Origin of the sequence: Rhizobium sp. NFR07 (assembly GCF_900111905.1) — a bacterium.
Lineage (GTDB): Bacteria > Pseudomonadota > Alphaproteobacteria > Rhizobiales > Rhizobiaceae > Neorhizobium.
The window spans coordinates 51,453-67,924 of sequence record NZ_FOKM01000003.1; the positions used below are offsets into that span (position 1 = coordinate 51,453).

Genomic DNA, 16,472 nt, shown 5'->3' on the forward strand with positions numbered 1-16,472 from the left:
CGCGGTACGGTCATGTTCAAGAGCGGCACAGACCGGTCGACCAGCGAACCAGAATTCGCTGTGGATAAGAGCAGGTAGAGAGTCCAGGCAGGACAGGAACAATGTTTTCGTTGATCAAGGGTATGATCTTTCTCGCATTCGTGCTGGTGGCGCTGTCCTATTTCAGCGACAAGCCGGCCGCCGTGACCGAGGGCACCAATGCCATTCAGGTCGGCGATGCGATCTCGGCCGCCACCGGCGCCTATGCCTATATCTCCGCCATCTGCGGCGAACGACCGGAAGTCTGTGAAAAGGGTTCCGAGACGCTTTCTGCGCTGGGTGTGAGAGCCACCGAAGGCGCCCGCGTCGCCTTGCAGCTTCTCGACAAGCAGTTCGGCGACGACGCCTCCGTACAGCCGGCCGCCGATGTCGCGCTGAAGCAGGATCCGGATCCGACGCCCTTCCCGACCGGAACCATCGCACAGAGCCAGGCTGCTGTCCGTTCCGACCCGATTTCCACCGGCACCGTTCCGCTGCCGCTCAAGCGCCCGCATCCCTGATCGGCGCTTCCCGAGGCCCGGCCTCATCCTGAACGATTGACGAGTTTCACTTCTTGCGCCGGGTTCCAAAGCCACGGTTTCCCGGCGCCTGACTGCCTGCCCTACTGATCAGCACTTGCTGACCGCCGTGAGGAATAGATCCCTCACGGCGGCTTTTTCTTTTGTTCGAAGGCCGCATTTGTTCAGCATTTCCTCCATTTCCGGGCATTTCTTCTGTTCTCGGGCGCTAAAACACCTATATGGAGGCAAAGGAACAGACGGCCGGAATATTAGCGGAACACCATGACGCAGCTTGACCAGATCATCGACGACTTCGCCTTTCTCGACGAGTGGGAGGATCGCTACCGTTATGTGATCGAACTCGGCAAGGCGCTGCCCGACCTGCCCGAGGAAAAGCGCACCGCGCAGAACAAGGTCCAGGGTTGCGCCAGCCAGGTCTGGCTGGTCAGCCATGTGGAAGACGGAAGTGCTGATCCGGTGATGACCTTCGAGGGCGATTCGGACGCCCACATCGTACGCGGCCTCGTCGCCATCGTGCTTGCCACCTATTCCGGCAAGCGTGCATCCGAAATCGCCGCCACCGACGCGATCGAAACGTTCGACAAGATCGGGCTCGTCGAGCATCTCTCCTCGCAGCGGGCCAACGGACTGCGCTCCATGGTGAAGCGCATTCGCGAGGAGGCGCGGATCAAGGCTGCCGCCTAACCCGCAGCAGTCCCGAAGCCGTTCCCGTTCGGGCGAAAGTCCTCCGTGCCCCAATGGTGGGTACCGCGGCGCTGTGGCCTGGGCGGCGGCGCGTAGTGGCGCGCAAGCGTCATCAGGGCCGTGCGCAGCATCAGCTTGGCGGAACGCGCCGGCCATTGCCGTTCCCGCTCGACGAGTTCCAGCCCCTTGCCGAAACAGCAGACATCGGCGGCAACGCCGGAAAGTTCCGGTCCCATAGCCTCCATGGCGCCGCCGAAGCGCTGGCGGGCTTCCACGGCGCTTGCGGCAATATCGGCCATGCCGCCCGCTCCGCCCTTGGCGCGGGCAGAAAGCCGCGGCTCCCAGGACGCGGTCACGCGCGGCTGCAGCTGCCCGCGGGTGAAATCGGCCAGCAGCCGGTTGCCGGCATCGATCGCCTCGGCGGGAAAGAACAGCTCGCCGCCCCGCCCCTTGAGGCGGCTGAGTGCAGAAAGCGGTGATTCGTCGAGATTGCGGTTCACCGTCTGTCGCGTGCCACCGATCTCGACCGTCGCCGTTTCGATCTCACGATGCTGGCCGAGATAGGCTTCTTCGCTCTCGACCATGGCGCGGCGCAGGAAGGTGCGGGCCTCCGGTGTCGCGCTCAAGAGCTTTCCCGCGCGGGAGACGAGACCGAGGGAAAGCGCCTCGGCCAGCAGCCTTGCGGGATAGGCGCGCTGTTCCGCCCCGATGCGAACCGTGCCATCTGGCCCCGGTTCGATCGGCTGTTCGCGTTGCAGGACATGGCGGACTAGCCGGATCAAGGCCTTCGAACGTGGCCTCGGACCAACGGCATTCCCTGCGTTGGCGGCGGTTTTTCTGCTCGTCGCATCATTCATAGGCGGCAAACTCCTGCGAAGCGAAGACGGCAGTGGCCCTGCGCTCGATAGCCGAGACGAACTCGTCGAAGGCGGCATCGTCACGGCGGTCCTCGACCACATGGCAGGAATGACCGACCGTCGTGCGGTCCCGCCCGAAGGCGGTGCCGATCTCGCTCAGCGTCATCTGCAGGGCCACATGGCAGACATACATGGCAATCTGCCGCACGTGGCAGGACGGCCGGCGGCGGTCGCGGCGCACGATCACGCGATCGCCGAGCAGGGACAGCATTTCGGCGGTGATCTGGCTGACCACGCGGCAGACGGTCCGCAGCGGCAGGCTTGCCGGAAACCGGCGCGGCACCGGGACGAGCGCCGTCTGGTGAAGATCCGGCAATGCCTGCCGTTGGGCGGGTTGCCCGGCGATCCCGCGGCTGGGAGAATTCTCAAACGGCATGACAACTCCTTCTTGAATAGGAATTAATTCATACACCTTTGAGCGGATGTGGGAATGTCGTGGGATATCACATTTGATAGCTGCGCTGAAAACGTTCGGATTTTTCCGCTTTCCACAGACGCGAATGGGATTTTTTTCCTCTTCCTATCCCCCCAATAAAAAAGCCGGGCACAGGCCCGGCTCGTTACGGCGTTGCTACGCCGGTCGCATTTCCACGGCAACGGACCGGTCATCCCCATAACCGGTCGGTGGCCGAATGGTCAGTTGGCGCGGCCGCGCTTGCGACGCTGTCCGAGACCCATTTCCTTCGCCAGACGCGAGCGGGCTTCGGCATAGGCCGGAGCAACCATCGGATAGTCGGCGGGGAGGCCCCACTTCTCGCGATATTCGTCCGGCGTCATGTTGTAATGGGTCATCAGGTGGCGCTTGAGTGACTTGAACTTCTGGCCATCCTCGAGGCAGATCAGGTAGTCGTCTTCGATCGACTTCTTGATCGGAACCGGAGGCTTCGGCTTTTCAACAGTCGCAACGACCGGGGTCGGCGAAGATGTATTGCTCAGCGCCGAATGAACGTCGGAGATCAAGTTTGATAGATCACCGACGGGAACTACGTGGTTACTCACATAGGCAGCCACGATGTCTGCGGTCAGTTCAACCAGCAGCTCGGGACCCTTGCCCAGTGCCATATCTGTCATTTCCAGTCTCCTGTTCTCATGCAGTACGGGCGTCGACCGCGACCTCCGCGGCGACTGTCCGTAGTTGAGCCAATGTGGAACATCGACCGACCGCGCGTTGTCCGAAGACTGAGACCTACCCCTAAGCCCCGCGTGATAAACCGATGAAGCCACCAGACATCGATCCAAGTTTCCACAGAATTCCCGTGTTCATCATAACCGTCTTCAGCAATGCCCTCTTCAAAAGGGCCATCTAAATGAGACGAATATGCGGGAAAATGCTTAGTCTAGATCAATATCAGTGCTCGACTTGTACTCAAGTAGCACTGCGACTCGAAAAGTCCAATTACTAAATCTAGTAATGCCGAGACTTTCCTGAGCCTAAGTCATAACTCTTAGACATTATTACCGACAAAAATTGCACTTATGCAATCTCTGCGCGCTTACAAGTGCAATAAAGCAACCACTATTCATCCTTCGCGGCTGCTTCTCGTCGCTGTACGGATCATTCCATTTCATTTGTCACCGTTTTGTCAGACATCGAATATCCGGCCTTGAGAGCGGCAATTGCCAGCAGATGTGCCGAAACGGGAGCGGTGAGCACGAAGAAGAAAAAGCCCGCAAGCGCGCGGGCAAGCACGGAAAGTTCGCCAGAATGGACACCTACGGCGAGCAGCAGCAGACCCGAGCCGACCGTCCCGGCTTTCGAGGCGGCGTGCATGCGCGAATAGACGTCGGGGAAACGGTTGAGACCGATTGCCGCAACCAGAGCGAAAGCGGCACCGCCCAGGATCAGAATTGCGGTGAAAATGGCAAAAACGACGTCCATCACTCCCCCTTTGCCGGCTTGCCGGGCTTCGTCACTGCCTTTCCGGCGGTTTTTTCGGCCGATTTACTTCTGGTTTTACTGGTCGATTTACTCACCGTTTTACTGGCCGATTTATTGGCAGGCTTACCGATCGATTTGGCGGACGGCTTTTCTTCGGCGGCCTTCCCTGGCGCGATGGCCGGGCTCGCTGCAGGCACGGAGGCGAGTTCGGCAACAGCCGGCGACGCTGGCAATGACTTTGGCGACTTCTTTGCCGAAGTTTTTCCCGACGTTCTGGCGGCGACCTTTGCGGACTTCGCCGCCGACTTCCCGCGAGCGCCGCGGGCCGCGACATGGGTTGCATCCGGAGCGGGTGCCGTATCCTGCAGCGGCGCCCCGGCCGAGTACACGCCTGCGCCCTGCCGGCCCTTGCTCGCGAGGATGAAGCGCGCGAAGGCGACCGTCGCCAGGAAGCCGACGAGGCCAAGCGCGATCGCGATGTCGATATAGAGCGTGAAACCCGTGCGGATCGCGATCAGCGCGATGAAGCCGATGACAATGCCGACCAGCATGTCGAGCGCCACGACGCGGTCGGGCAGCGTCGGCCCCCTGACCACCCGCCAGACGGTGAGAAGGAAGGCCGCGACGAGCAGCGCCAGCCCCAACCAGGCGGCGACGAAAAGGATCGTGTCAGCCGCGCTCATCGGAAGGCCTCCATGATCTTCTTCTCGAAGCCGTTGGCGATATCACGCTTGGGCGCCTCGACATCGGAGCAATCGATCGCGTGGACATAGAGAAATTTCCGGTCGTCGGAGACATCGACCGACATGGTGCCCGGGGTAAGGGTGATCAGGTTGGCGAGAAGGGTGATCTCGAAATCACGATCGACGGTGAGCGGAAAGGCGAAGATGCCCGGCTTCAGGTCCATGCGCGGACGAAGCACGACCATCGCGACCTTCCAGGCCGACAGCGCGAGTTCCTTGAAGAACAGGGCGAGCAGCGACAGGATGCGGCCGAGCCGGGGCAGATAACCGCGGGCGCTCATCTCGTCGCGGACGATCCAGAGTGCGAAGGTGGACAGAGCAAAGCCGAAAATCAGGTTCAGGAGCGAGGCGCTGCCGGTGATCACCACCCAGATGAAGGCGAGGATGAGCGAGAGGAGATAGAGGATCATGGCGTTGCTGCCTCCGGGAAGACGGAGCGGATATAGGCTCTCGGATCGGCGAGGCCATCGGCCGCCATCTGGCTTGCCTGCAGCAGCGGTTCGGGGAATAGGCCGAAGAACAGCACCAGCGCCGTCAGCAGGCAGAGCGGCGCGGCCGTGCGCCAGTCAGCGGCGGCGACCGCGCCGGCCGAGGCCATCGGGTCGCCCGTCATGGGGTCATCCGTGATGGCCGGGCGCCAGTAGGCGAGCAGGAAGACGCGGGCAAGCGCGATCGTGACGATGAAGGCGGAGACGAGGATGGCCGTTGCGAGCCACCAAGCGCCGATATCGAGCGAGGCCTTAAGCAGCACGACCTTGGGCCAGAGGCCCGACAACGGCGGCAGGCCTGAGGCAGCCAGCATCAGTGCGAAGGAGACGCCGGCAAACCAGGGCGAGCGTGCCCACAGGCCGCCGAGCGTCGACAACTGCCAGGAGCCGGAGAGCCGGAACACCTCCCCCGCCATGAGATAGAGCGCGGTCATGGCGACGATCGAATGCAACGCATAGAGGATGGCGCCGCCGACGGCGACCGGCGTTCCGACCGCGACACCCGCCAGCATGTTGCCGATGCCGACGATGACGACATAACCGATCATGCGACGCAGATCGTTCTGGGCGAGTGCGCCGAGTGCGCCGAGGATCATGGTGAGCACGGCGGAAACGGCGATGGCGAGGCTGATCGCTTCCCGTTCGACGGGGAAGAGCATGACCGTCACCTTGATCAGCGCATAGATGCCGACCTTGGTGAGCAACCCGCCGAACAGCGCGGATACTGTGATGCGCGGCGTGTGATAGGAGGCCGGCAGCCAGAAATTGACCGGGAAGGCGGCGGCCTTCATGCCGAAGGCAAGCACGAACAGGGCCGTCAAGGTGACGAGCGGCGCGCCCTCGCGGATGGCGGCCTCCTTGCGGGCGATATCGGCCATGTTGAGCGTGCCGAAGATCGCATAGAGATAGCCCACCGAGATCAGGAACAGGGTCGTGGCGATGAGATTGAGGATGGCGTATTTCAGCGCGCCCTCGATCTGCCTTGGTTCGGAGCCGAGGATCAGCAGGCCGAAGGACGAGATCAGCAGAACCTCAAACCAGACATAGAGGTTGAAGATGTCGCCGGTCAGGAAGGCACCGGACACACCGGCCATCATCAGCATCAGGAAGGCGACGAAGCCGTGGCGCAGGCCGGTCGTGCTGATGTCCTTCAGCGCGAAGATCGAGGCGAGAAGTGCGACGATGGCGGAGGCCAGCGCCATGGAGGCGCCGAAAATGTCGGCGGTGAAGGATATGCCGAAGGGCGGCAGCCAGCGGCCCATGGTCATGGTGATCGGGCCGTTCTGCCAGACGCGCCAGAGGAGAGCCGCATCAAGGACGATCAGCAGCGCCAGCGCGGAAAGGCCGATGACGGCGTGAAGGCGAACCGACTTGCGGATCATCATCAGCAGGCCGCCGGTGGCGATCATCAGCGCGACGGGGAGGATGACCAGCCAGTCGCCGAGCGCCGGCGGGGCGAGGATCATGGCGGTGGAGAGATCGACGGGGGTGGAGGTGGGAGCTGCCATCAGAGGTGTGCTCCCTTTCGCACGGCCGCGTCGCGTTCAGGACTGATACCCCCCTCTGCCCTGCCGGGCATCTCCCCCACAAGGGGGGAGATCACAAGCGGCACGACCTTGGTCTGGACATTAAAAGCCCGCGACTCGTTGCGGCCGACGCGCCGGTGCTTGGGGCGAGGCAGAGCGCCCAGCTGATCTCCCCCCTTGTGGGGGAGATGCCCGGCAGGGCAGAGGGGGATGTTCTCAACAGACGCCATACAATCAATACCCCGTCGGCGGGAGCGGCTCGTCCCGTGGTTCGGCAAGCCGCATCTCGTCGGTGCTGTCGGTGCCCAGTTCCTCGAAGGCGCGGTAGGCGAGCACCAGCAGGAAGGCGAAGAAGGAGAAGGAGATGACGATCGCCGTCAGGATCAGTGCCTGCGGCAGCGGATTGGCGGCTGCGATCGACAGCGTGTCGGAGCCTGCGGGGATGATCGGCGGGATCTGCCGGGTCAGGCGACCGGCGGTGAAAAGCAGCAGGTTCACGCCATTGCCGAGCAGAACGATACCGAGCAGGATGCGGATCGTGAATTTCGACAGCATCAGATAGATGGCGGCGGCAAAGAACAGGCCGATCAGGATGACGAACAGGGTTTCCATCAGCGGCCACCCTCCGTCTCGTCCTCGTCGTCCGGCTCGGTCTCCAGCGACAGGGCGATCGCGGTGATCGCGCCGACGACGACGAGATAGACGCCGATATCGAAGGACATGACGGTCGACAGCGGCAGTTCGACGCCGAACACGTTCGGATAGATCCAGAGCCCACTCATGAAGGGCACGCCGGCGAAGATCGAGGCAAAGCCGGAGATGGTCGACAGGAAGAGGCCGGCGCCGGCAATCGCCATCGGATGAAACCGGATCGCCCGCTGGACGGCGCCGGGGCCGTAGGCGACGCCGAAGATCGCCAATGCGGATGCCGCGATCAGCCCGCCGATGAAGCCGCCGCCGGGCTCGTTATGACCGCGCAGCAGGACGAAGACGGAAAAGAGCAGCATCAGCGCGGTGATGAGGGGGGCGACGGTGCGCAGGATGAGGGTGTTCATCGGCCTTCTCCCTTCTTCGTCGCGCGAATCTTGATCAGTGCCAGCACCGCAAGGCCGGTGATCATCACCACCGAGATCTCGCCCAGCGTATCAACACCGCGGAAGTCGACGATGATGACGTTGACGACGTTGGCGCCGTGGGCGATCACCTTGGAATAGGCGTTGAAGAATTCCGTCAGGACCGGATCGAAGGGCCGGCCGACCGCTTTCAGAAGCAGCATGGCAAAGCCGAGGCCGCAGGCGATGGCGATGGTGCCGTCCAGCAGGATCTGGCCGAGCGGGCGGTGGTCGCTGACGGAGAGCCTGAGCCGCGTCATGACCAGCGTCAGGATGACGACCGACAGGGTCTCGACCATGAACTGGGTAAACGACAGGTCCGGCGCGCCGAAGAGCAGGAAGATGACGGCGACGGCAAAGCCCTGGATGCCGAGCGCGACGATGGCAGTGAGCCGGTCATCGGCCCGCAGCACGGCGATGATGCCGAGTGCCGCGATGACGAGGAAGGCGATTTCCTGCACCAGAAGCTGGTTCGGCCAGGGCAAGGTATCCGGCAGCTCGCCGAACAGGATCGGCGGCACGAGAAGCGTCAGCGCGACCATGATGAAGGTAACGGTAACGTAGATTTCCAGCCGGCCCGGCTGGGTGACGCGGGTGACGAGAACCGACAGCCGCACGAGACCGGCGAGAAGATGATCGAACCAGCGATCCGGGCCGGGACCGAGGCTTTCCAGCATTTCGGCGACCAGCGCGCGGGCACGGTCGAGGCGCCAGTAGACGAGCGCACCGAGCAGGACGGTGATCACGGAGAGCAGCAGCGGCAGGCCGATATGCGGGATGGTGGTGATGGTGATCGTCACCTTCTCGTCGACGATGGCGCTTGCCATGGGCGAGGACAGATAGGCGTGCATAAAGCCGGAGAAGAGACCGAAGATCAGGCCGAGCGCCGAAAGGAGAACGGGGCCGAGCCAGAGGGCGAGCGGGGCCTCGTGCGGAGTGCCGTGGGGGGCGTGCGGCGTCTCCTTCCTCTCTCCGATAAAGGGCTTCAGGCCGACGGCAAAGGCGATGGCGAACATCAGCGCATTGCCGGCAAGCGCGAACAGCGTGAAGAAGACGGCGCGCGGATTGCCGGCGGCGAGTGCCGCGTAGATCTCCTCCTTGGCGAGAAAGCCGGCAAACAGCGGCAGGCCGCCCATGGAGCAGGCGGCCAAAAGTGCGGCCGCAAAGGTGATCGGCATGGCATGTCGCAGGCCGCCGAGCAGCGGCAGCTCACGGGTTCCCGCCTCGTGATCGACCGCGCCGGCGACCATGAAGAGCGCCCCCTTGAACAGCGAATGGGCGACGAGATAAAGCACCGCCGCCTCGATGGCATGGGGAGAGCCGAAGCCGGTCAGCATGACGAGCAGGCCGAGCGAGGCCATGGTCGTATAGGCGAGCATCAGCTTCAGGTCGGTCTGGCGGATGCCGATCAGCGTGCCGGCGATCAGCGTGACGCCGCCGAAGAAGGGCAAAAGGATTTCCCAGGCGGGCGTTGCCCCCATGACGGGGTTCAGCCGCATCAGCAGATAGACGCCGGCCTTCACCATGGTGGCCGAATGCAGGTAGGCGGAAACCGGTGTGGGCGCCTCCATGGCGTTGGGCAGCCAGAAATGGAACGGGAATTGCGCCGACTTGGTAAACGCGCCGCCGAGCACGAGGATCAGCGTCGGCAGGTAGAAGGGGCTCAGGCGGACGGCGTCTTCCAGGTGGACGAGCAGCGACAGCTGGGTAACGCCGGAGATGTTCCAGAGGAAGATCAGGCCGGCGAGCAACGACAGGCCCCCTGCCCCGGTGACGACCAGTGCCTGCAGCGCGGCGCGGCGCGCACGCTCCCGCTGATGGTCGAAGCCGATCAGCAGGAAAGAGGTGATCGAGGTCAGTTCCCAATAGACGAAGAGCATAAGGAAACTGTCGGAAACGACAAGCCCGAGCATCGCGCCCATGAACATCAGGATGAAGGAGAGGAAGCGGCCGATCTGCGGATGGCCCTTCATGTAGCCGCCGGAATAGATAGTGATCAGCGTGCCGATGCCGGTGATCAGAAGCGCGAAGGTGAGCGACAGGCCGTCGATGAACCAGGAGAAGGAGAGGTTGAGGCTGGGCGCCCAGACATAACCGCCGGTCACCACTTCGCCCGCCGAAATCTCGTTCAGGAAGCCGCAGAAATGCAGGAAGGACAGAGCTGGCCCGAGTGCTGCGATCCAGGCGGCCCTATCGCCGAAATGTCGCGCGAGTATGGGGGCCAGGAAGGCGGCAATGAAGGGCAGAAAAAGCGCAATCAGCGTCCATGCCGGCGCATTGGCGGCCATATGCCCTCCTCAGGTCAGAATCATTCCTCGCCCCCGGCGTGACCGGACCCCGGTTTTCTAGGGGAAACGAACCGGCCTCTCAAGCATAACCGGACCGGGAACACGAAAAGCGGGCCTTTTTTCACAGCGTATCCCTCTCTATCTAAGGGGAAACGAAAGGAACGATCATGTCCTCAGTCACGCCCACCAAGACTTCCGAACCTCCGGTCAGCAAGAGCGATGCGGAATGGCGCGAGCAACTGTCACCGGAGCAATATTACATCCTGCGGCAGGCGGGCACCGAGCGCGCCTTTACCGGGCCGTTCTGGAATTCCAAGGACAAGGGGATCTATCGCTGCGCCGGCTGCGGCGAGGAGCTGTTCGTCTCGGACACCAAGTTTGATTCGGGTTGCGGCTGGCCGAGCTATTTCGAGCCGGTGAAGCCTGAGGTCGTCACGGAAATCCGCGACACTTCGCACGGGATGGTGCGCACCGAAATTCGCTGCGCCAACTGCAACGGCCATCTCGGCCATGTCTTCCCGGACGGCCCGCCGCCGACCGGGCTGCGCTACTGCATCAACGGCCATGCGATGACGTTCGAGCCACTGAAGTAGACTTGAAGCTGCAGATACCTTCTCCCCGCAGGCGGGGAGAAGGTGAAAATCCTCACTCCGCCGCGACCTGAGCTGCGAGCGGAACGACTTGCGGCACGTCGCGACCGGTTACGGCGGCGACAAGCGGCTGGCCGTCCTCGATTTCGCCGAAGCGTTTTGCGGTGCCGTCATAGACCAGAATGGCGCCGGTCTCGATGTCGAAGAACCAGCCGTGTAGAGTGATCTCGCCCTTGGCGAGCTTGGCCGCCACCGACGGATGAGTGCGCAGGTGATCGAGCTGCACGACGACGTTTTCCATCGCCACGGCGCGGATCTTCTCCTTCTCCTCCATCGTCTCCGGATAGGCCTCGCAGACGATGGAATGGGCGGCATGGCTGTGCTTCAGCCAGGCGGCGACATTCGGCATCTGGCCAAGCAGTTCTGGATGGCAAAGGCCCTTCATGGCGCCGCAATCCGAATGGCCGCAGACGATGATGTCGCGCACGCCGAGCGCCACGACCGCATATTCGATTGCCGAGGAGACGCCGCCATTCATCGTCTGGAAGGGGGGCACGATGTTGCCGGCATTACGGCAGACAAAAAGTTCGCCCGGTCCGGACTGGGTGATCGTTTCCGGCATGACGCGGCTGTCGGCGCAGGAGATCATCAGCGCCTGGGGGCTCTGGCCCTCGGTGGCGAGCTTTTGGTAGAGAGCCGAATTGTCCGGAAACACGGCACCGCGGAAATTTGAGATGCCTTTCAGAAGGTCGCCCATGGTCTACTCCTCGTGCTAGCCGGACGTCGGACTATCTTGAGGTCCGGCGGGGGTCAGGGTGAAGCGATCATTTCGCACTTGCGAGATGACCATGGGACAACGTTGAGAATGTGATCTTATTCCATGCTGCGGTGCAGAAAAATCTCACGATCCTGCGAGTTTACGCGAGCATGTTTCGGTTTTCGCGGAAGTCCCGCCAGCCAGGATCACCGGCAGGTCGCGAGGAAATCCGATAGCAGGGCGTTCAGAAAACTTGGTTGTTCAAGCGGCACGTAGTGTCCGCAGCCCTTCACGACCTGCAGCGTGCCACGGGATGCCGCTTGCGCCTGGAGACGGCTGGTCCCGATGCCGGGAACACGATCATGTTCGCCGGTGATGACAACCACCGGACAGTCCAGCTGCGGCAGGAGCGCGGCCCGGCTCGGCCGGGAATGGAAGGCTTCGACGCCGCGGACGAGATCATCGGCGGACTGCTGCATCATCATGGCACGGGCATGATCGAGCACCTCGCGGCCGGTAGCGGGGGCGAAAAGCGGGCGCCAGTAGCGCTCCCATGCAAGCTCCCGGTCTCCGCTGCGGATCGTCTGTATCGCCTCGGCCATAAGCGCGGGATCGGGACGACAGTCGGCCTTGGTGCCGATCAGCATCACGCCCGCGATCCGCTCCGGCGCCAGGGCCGCAATTTCGAGCCCGCACGAGCCGCCTACCGAACAGCCGATCAGAACGAGCCTCCCAGCCTTCGTCACGGCGAGCGCGCCTTCAGCCCATTCTTCCAGCCTTCTGCCGAAATGATAGAGCGTCGGCGCGTGGCTCGGAGCGGAGATGGCTGAACGTTGCGCATCCCACATCGCGCCATTCAAAGGGAGCGCGTGAAGGAAGAGCACTTCCAGCCCGTTCATCCTCTCACCTCTTGCCGTTCGTCAGGCAGACGGTTCGACCGTGAAGGCGAAGCGGGCCTTTTCACCGGGTTCGAGAACGGTGCCATAGGGCCGCTCGGCGACCTCGGCGAAGCTGCCGACCTTTGCCGCCATGCCATGCCAGGGCTCGACGCAGAGGAAGGGAGCGCCGACCTTCTGCCACAAGGCGACATTGGGCAGGTTGTCGAAGGTGAATTCCAGGCCCGGGCCGCCTTCGGCAGCATAGGTGAGCCCGTTCCCCGCCCCTTCCGCAAAGATCATGGCGTCGGCCTCGAACATTTCATTAGCAAGGATCAGCCTGCCCTTGCTGAACGGCGAGGCCAGCCTGTCGCCGGTGACGAGGCCATCTTCAAGCCGGGTCAGCAGCGGCTCGCCGCCATTGTCCAGCGTCACCGTGTGCGCGGCGCCGCCCGCTCCGGGCAACGGCCAGAGAAAGGCGGGATGGAAACCGAGGCCGAAGGGCATGGCGCGCGTGTCGCGGTTCTCGACCTCGGCTGCGACCGTCAGGCGCCGGCCCTCTACCGAATGGGTGACGGAGAGCAGGAAGTCGAAGGGATATACCCTTCGCGTCGCGTCCGAGGATGCGAGTTCGAAGCGGCAGGAGGAGAGGCTTTCGGCGGCAAGCACGAATTCCGAACGCCGGGCAAAGCCGTGCTGGCCCATCTCGTAGCTCGTCCCGTCCACCGCGATCCGGTTGTCCGGTGCCTTTCCGACAATCGGGAAAAGGATCGGCGAGCGGCCGGTCCACCAGGCGCCATCCCCGTTCCAGAGCCAGTCGCGGCCGTCCGACGTCCTCAAGGACTGCATCTCTGCGCCAAGGGACGACACTTCGATGCTCAGTTGATCACTGGCGATGCGGACGATATCGGACATGCGGCTTTCTCCGGTCACACGTGGGATAGATGTGCGCATCTTTGCGCTATTCGAAAGCGCGTGCCAACGGGGAACGGGCGGGCAAGAAAACTTGCCGTCGGCAGTGTGGCGGGATGGCGACGATAGCGAGGAGGGAGTTGACGATGGCAATGCTTCTGGTTCCGGGCTTCATGCTCGATGCCGACCTGTGGCGCGACGTGGAACCGGGGCTTTCGCGCTTCGGGCCGATCAGCCACGCCGACCTTTCCCAGGACGCCACGCTGCACGACATGGCGCGCCGTGCCCTTGCCGAGGCTCCGCCGAAATTCATCCTCCTCGGCTTTTCCATGGGCGGCTACGTGGCGCGGGAAATCGTGCGCCAGGCGCCCGAACGCGTGACCGCGCTTATTCTGGTCGCCACGTCGGCGCGGGGCGACGACGATGTGCAGGCGCAGCGCAAGGCGGCGATCGCAGGACAAAGCGTGCTTGCCTTTCGCGGATTGAGCACGCCTGCCGTCGTTTCGTCGCTGCATCCGGACAATGCAGGACGCACGGACCTGGTCGCGCGGATACAGGCAATGGGTCAGCGGCTGGGCGGCGAGGTGTTCCGGCGCCAGTCGCTGCTCGACCGGCACGACGAGCGGAATGCGCTTTCCGGGATCGAGTGTCCGACACTCGTCATCGCGGGAGACAAGGACAGGCTGAGGTCACGAACCGAGGCGGTGGAGCTTCACGAGGGGATAAGGGGCTCTAGCTTCGAGGTGATCGGGAATACCGGGCATATGATACCGCTGGAGGCACCCGAACGTCTTGTCGAGGTCATCACCGGCTGGCTCGACATGCAGGCGGGTGGCCTCAGGCCCGACTAGTTCTTCACAACTCTCAAGGCCTCGACCTGGGGGCCGATAATGGCGCCGAAGAGGTCCGGGTCGTCGAGCGCACGGGCCGACAGCATCGCGCCGTGGACAGACGCCATCAGGATCTGCGCCGCCTGTTGCGGAGGCCTATCGAGGCGGAACTGCCCCTGCGCCGCGCCGTCCTCCAGCACCGTGGCCAGCCAGGCGGACAGGTTTCGGAAATGAAACCTGGACCTCGGCCGCAACCTCCTTCGGCAGGATTTCCATTTCGCTTGCCAGCATGGCGCAGACACAGAAGGGCTGCGACCCGTCGCGAATGCATGTCTGCCAGTAGCCGGTATAGGCTTTCAGCTGATCGACGGGTGCCGGGACGTTGCTGCGCACCGCTTCGAGGGCTGACGCGGCCTTCTGTGCATATTGCTCGACCAGCGTGCGGACCAGCTCGATCTTGGTCGGAAAATGGTGGTGGATGCTCGCCTTGCGGATGCCCACGGCGCCCGAAATATCGGCAAAGCTGAAACCGTTATAGCCACCCGCCACGACGAGGGACTGGGCAATATCCAGGATCTTCTGCGAAGTCGTCTGTTCCATGTGATCGGGCCTATCTTCCAGCCGGCAGAGCGTCAAGTCACGGCGAATTGACCGGATACTGCAGACCCAATGTGCGGCGGGGCGATTGACTCCGCTCGCCAACCTACCTATCGGAAGGTAGGCCAATAAGGAGTCATCCATGCCCAGTCAAGTTTCAACACAGTCCACCTGGTTGCGGTCCTATTACTTCGTCCGCGCCCTCTTCTCGATCTGGTGGATCATCATTGCCGTCATCGTCAGCGGGAAGCCCGCGCTCGCCGCGCTGTTGTTCGTCATCTATCCCGCATGGGATGCCGTGGCGAACCTTGCCGATGCGCGTTCCAACGGTGGTCTGAAGGTAAACCGGACGCAGGCGCTGAACGTCGTCGTCAGCACGATCACGACGATTGCCGTGCTTCTGGCCGTGATGAAGGACACCCATGCCGTGCTTGGCGTCTTCGGCGTCTGGGCCATCCTTTCCGGCCTGCTGCAGCTTGCGACCGGCGTGACGCGCTGGCGGATCTATGGTGCCCAATGGGTGATGATCCTGAGCGGCGCGCAATCGGCGCTGGCCGGTGGCTTCATGATTACGCAGGCGCTCGGCACGGTGCCGCCGACGATCCTGGATGTGGCGCCCTATGCCGGGTTCGGCGCCTTCTATTTCCTGGTCTCCGCCATCTGGATGACGGTTGCCGCCTCCCGAAAGACCAGCGCGAAGGCTTAAGAGCCGCCTTACTCCAGCCATCGCATGGTCAGGTCACCGGCGCCGCCTCGAAGCGCCGGTGACCGTTTCTTTGTTGCGACGCCCCTAGTCGTCGAAATCCATGGCGAGTGTCGTTGCCTTGTGGGCCTCCAGTTCCGCAAGCCTTCCCTCCAGCGCGGCCTTGATCGACGGATAGGTGGCACCTCCGAGGGCCAGCCGCAGCGGCGGGTCGGCTCGGTCGGCATGGGCGATCATCGCATCGGCCATCTTTTCCGGATCGCCCTTGATGTCGAACCCGCCATTCGCGATGGCGCGGCGCACCTCGCCCGCCGGCGTATCGTCATAGACGGCCATCGGCTCGGCATGTGCGAGGCCCTTGCCGAAATCCGTGCGGGTCGGGCCCGGCTCGACGATGGTGAAGCGAATGCCGAATGGGCCGACTTCCTTGGCTGCCGCATCGACGAAGCCCTCGATGCCCCATTTGCTGGCGTGATAGAGCGAGAAGTTCGGATAGGTGATCTGGCCGCCTTCGGAGGAGACCTGCTGGATCAACCCGCCGCCCTGGGCACGCAGATGCGGCAGGGCCGCGCGGATGACGGCGATCGAGCCGATCAGGTTGGTATCGATCTGGTGGCGGATCTGCTCGTCGCTCACCTCCTCCGCTGCGCCGAACAGGCCGTAGCCGGCATTGTTGACGACGACGTCGATGCGGCCGAGTTCGGCGAAGGCACGGTCGATCGCGGTGCGGACCGCAGCCTGGTCGGTGAGATCAAGCCTGGCGGTCCACAGCCTGTCGCCGTAGGTCCGGCGCAGGTCGTCGAGAGCATCCATGCGTCTGAGCGTTGCCGCGACCCGGTCACCGCGGGCGAGAAGCTTTTCGGTGAGCAGGCGGCCGAAGCCGGACGAGGTGCCGGTAATGAACCATGTTCTGGACATGAGCTTATCTCCTTTATCGGCAACGGCAGGACGCCGCGGCCTTCGACACAGGAGATAAGCGGACGCAATTCATGGTATAAGCCGGCCAATACT

18 protein-coding genes and 2 pseudogenes are annotated in these 16,472 nt (G+C 63.1%); 5 read left to right on the forward strand and 15 right to left on the reverse strand.

What is annotated here, in order from left to right; all coding sequences use genetic code 11:
* Nucleotides 1-101 precede the first annotated feature (101 nt).
* Complete coding sequence (locus BM216_RS07115) at nt 102-539, forward strand: DUF5330 domain-containing protein (RefSeq protein WP_092997192.1); 438 nt, start codon at nt 102-104, stop codon at nt 537-539.
* 282 nt (nt 540-821) lie between these two features.
* On the forward strand, nt 822-1,244 hold the full coding sequence (locus BM216_RS07120) for a SufE family protein (RefSeq protein WP_092997195.1): 423 nt from the start codon (nt 822-824) through the stop codon (nt 1,242-1,244).
* On the opposite strand, the gene BM216_RS07125 is transcribed toward BM216_RS07120, so the two are convergent.
* The 10 genes and pseudogenes from BM216_RS07125 to BM216_RS07175 all read right to left on the reverse strand — a co-directional run bounded on the left by BM216_RS07125 (nt 1,241) and on the right by BM216_RS07175 (nt 10,197).
* Nucleotides 1,241-2,101 (reverse strand): DUF6456 domain-containing protein, encoded by an 861-nt coding sequence (locus BM216_RS07125; RefSeq protein WP_244530112.1) that lies wholly within the window; start codon nt 2,099-2,101, stop codon nt 1,241-1,243. The two genes, BM216_RS07120 and BM216_RS07125, sit on opposite strands and share 4 nt — an antisense overlap.
* Entirely contained in the window at nt 2,094-2,537 is a 444-nt protein-coding gene (locus BM216_RS35185) for a helix-turn-helix domain-containing protein (RefSeq protein WP_348271996.1), read from the reverse strand. Before BM216_RS35185 ends, BM216_RS07125 begins: the two co-directional genes overlap by 8 nt.
* Before the next feature lie 260 nt (nt 2,538-2,797).
* Nucleotides 2,798-3,232 (reverse strand): Ros/MucR family transcriptional regulator, encoded by a 435-nt coding sequence (locus BM216_RS07135; protein ID WP_092997198.1) that lies wholly within the window; start codon nt 3,230-3,232, stop codon nt 2,798-2,800.
* Nucleotides 3,233-3,716: 484 nt separating this feature from the next.
* Nucleotides 3,717-4,040 carry a monovalent cation/H(+) antiporter subunit G gene (gene mnhG, locus BM216_RS07140; protein WP_092997202.1) on the reverse strand — a complete coding sequence of 108 codons (324 nt, stop codon included), beginning with the start codon at nt 4,038-4,040 and terminating at the stop codon, nt 3,717-3,719.
* A gap of 404 nt (nt 4,041-4,444) precedes the next feature.
* Nucleotides 4,445-4,723: pseudogene (locus tag BM216_RS07145) on the reverse strand (cation:proton antiporter); the annotation flags it as partial.
* Nucleotides 4,720-5,193 (reverse strand): Na+/H+ antiporter subunit E, encoded by a 474-nt coding sequence (locus BM216_RS07150; RefSeq protein ID WP_092997205.1) that lies wholly within the window; start codon nt 5,191-5,193, stop codon nt 4,720-4,722. The gene BM216_RS07150 and the pseudogene BM216_RS07145, both read right to left, overlap by 4 nt.
* Nucleotides 5,190-6,779 carry a Na+/H+ antiporter subunit D gene (locus BM216_RS07155; RefSeq protein WP_092997208.1) on the reverse strand — a complete coding sequence of 530 codons (1,590 nt, stop codon included), beginning with the start codon at nt 6,777-6,779 and terminating at the stop codon, nt 5,190-5,192. Before BM216_RS07155 ends, BM216_RS07150 begins: the two co-directional genes overlap by 4 nt.
* Before the next feature lie 252 nt (nt 6,780-7,031).
* On the reverse strand, nt 7,032-7,409 hold the full coding sequence (locus BM216_RS07165; protein WP_092997214.1) for a Na+/H+ antiporter subunit C: 378 nt from the start codon (nt 7,407-7,409) through the stop codon (nt 7,032-7,034).
* The gene (locus BM216_RS07170) at nt 7,409-7,852 is read right to left on the reverse strand and encodes a Na(+)/H(+) antiporter subunit B (protein WP_092997217.1); all 444 of its coding nucleotides are present in this window, start codon (nt 7,850-7,852) and stop codon (nt 7,409-7,411) included. Before BM216_RS07170 ends, BM216_RS07165 begins: the two co-directional genes overlap by 1 nt.
* Nucleotides 7,849-10,197, reverse strand: a complete 2,349-nt coding sequence (locus BM216_RS07175) for a putative monovalent cation/H+ antiporter subunit A (protein ID WP_092997220.1) — start codon at nt 10,195-10,197, stop codon at nt 7,849-7,851. Before BM216_RS07175 ends, BM216_RS07170 begins: the two co-directional genes overlap by 4 nt.
* Before the next feature lie 167 nt (nt 10,198-10,364).
* Here BM216_RS07175 and msrB point away from each other — a divergent pair, with 167 nt between their 5' ends.
* Complete coding sequence (gene msrB, locus BM216_RS07180) at nt 10,365-10,790, forward strand: peptide-methionine (R)-S-oxide reductase MsrB (RefSeq protein ID WP_092997223.1); 426 nt, start codon at nt 10,365-10,367, stop codon at nt 10,788-10,790.
* Between the two features lie 52 nt (nt 10,791-10,842).
* Here msrB and BM216_RS07185 read toward each other — a convergent pair whose 3' ends face one another.
* The 3 genes from BM216_RS07185 to BM216_RS07195 form a co-directional block, all read right to left on the reverse strand.
* Nucleotides 10,843-11,544, reverse strand: coding sequence for a carbonic anhydrase (locus tag BM216_RS07185; protein WP_092997226.1), 702 nt, complete (start codon nt 11,542-11,544; stop codon nt 10,843-10,845).
* Nucleotides 11,545-11,750: 206 nt separating this feature from the next.
* On the reverse strand, nt 11,751-12,443 hold the full coding sequence (locus BM216_RS07190; protein ID WP_092997229.1) for an alpha/beta fold hydrolase: 693 nt from the start codon (nt 12,441-12,443) through the stop codon (nt 11,751-11,753).
* A gap of 21 nt (nt 12,444-12,464) precedes the next feature.
* Nucleotides 12,465-13,334 (reverse strand): aldose 1-epimerase family protein, encoded by an 870-nt coding sequence (locus BM216_RS07195; protein WP_092997232.1) that lies wholly within the window; start codon nt 13,332-13,334, stop codon nt 12,465-12,467.
* 143 nt (nt 13,335-13,477) lie between these two features.
* On the opposite strand from BM216_RS07195, the gene BM216_RS07200 reads away from it, so the two are divergent.
* On the forward strand, nt 13,478-14,182 hold the full coding sequence (locus BM216_RS07200) for an alpha/beta fold hydrolase (protein WP_092997235.1): 705 nt from the start codon (nt 13,478-13,480) through the stop codon (nt 14,180-14,182).
* On the opposite strand, the pseudogene BM216_RS07205 reads toward BM216_RS07200, so the two are convergent.
* Nucleotides 14,179-14,761, reverse strand: a pseudogene (locus tag BM216_RS07205) (TetR/AcrR family transcriptional regulator). The gene BM216_RS07200 and the pseudogene BM216_RS07205 overlap by 4 nt on opposite strands.
* A gap of 139 nt (nt 14,762-14,900) precedes the next feature.
* On the opposite strand from BM216_RS07205, the gene BM216_RS07210 reads away from it, so the two are divergent.
* On the forward strand, nt 14,901-15,464 hold the full coding sequence (locus BM216_RS07210; protein WP_092997238.1) for a DUF308 domain-containing protein: 564 nt from the start codon (nt 14,901-14,903) through the stop codon (nt 15,462-15,464).
* A gap of 84 nt (nt 15,465-15,548) precedes the next feature.
* On the opposite strand, the gene BM216_RS07215 is transcribed toward BM216_RS07210, so the two are convergent.
* Nucleotides 15,549-16,379 (reverse strand): SDR family oxidoreductase, encoded by an 831-nt coding sequence (locus BM216_RS07215; protein ID WP_092997241.1) that lies wholly within the window; start codon nt 16,377-16,379, stop codon nt 15,549-15,551.
* Between the last annotated feature and the right edge of the window lie 93 nt (nt 16,380-16,472).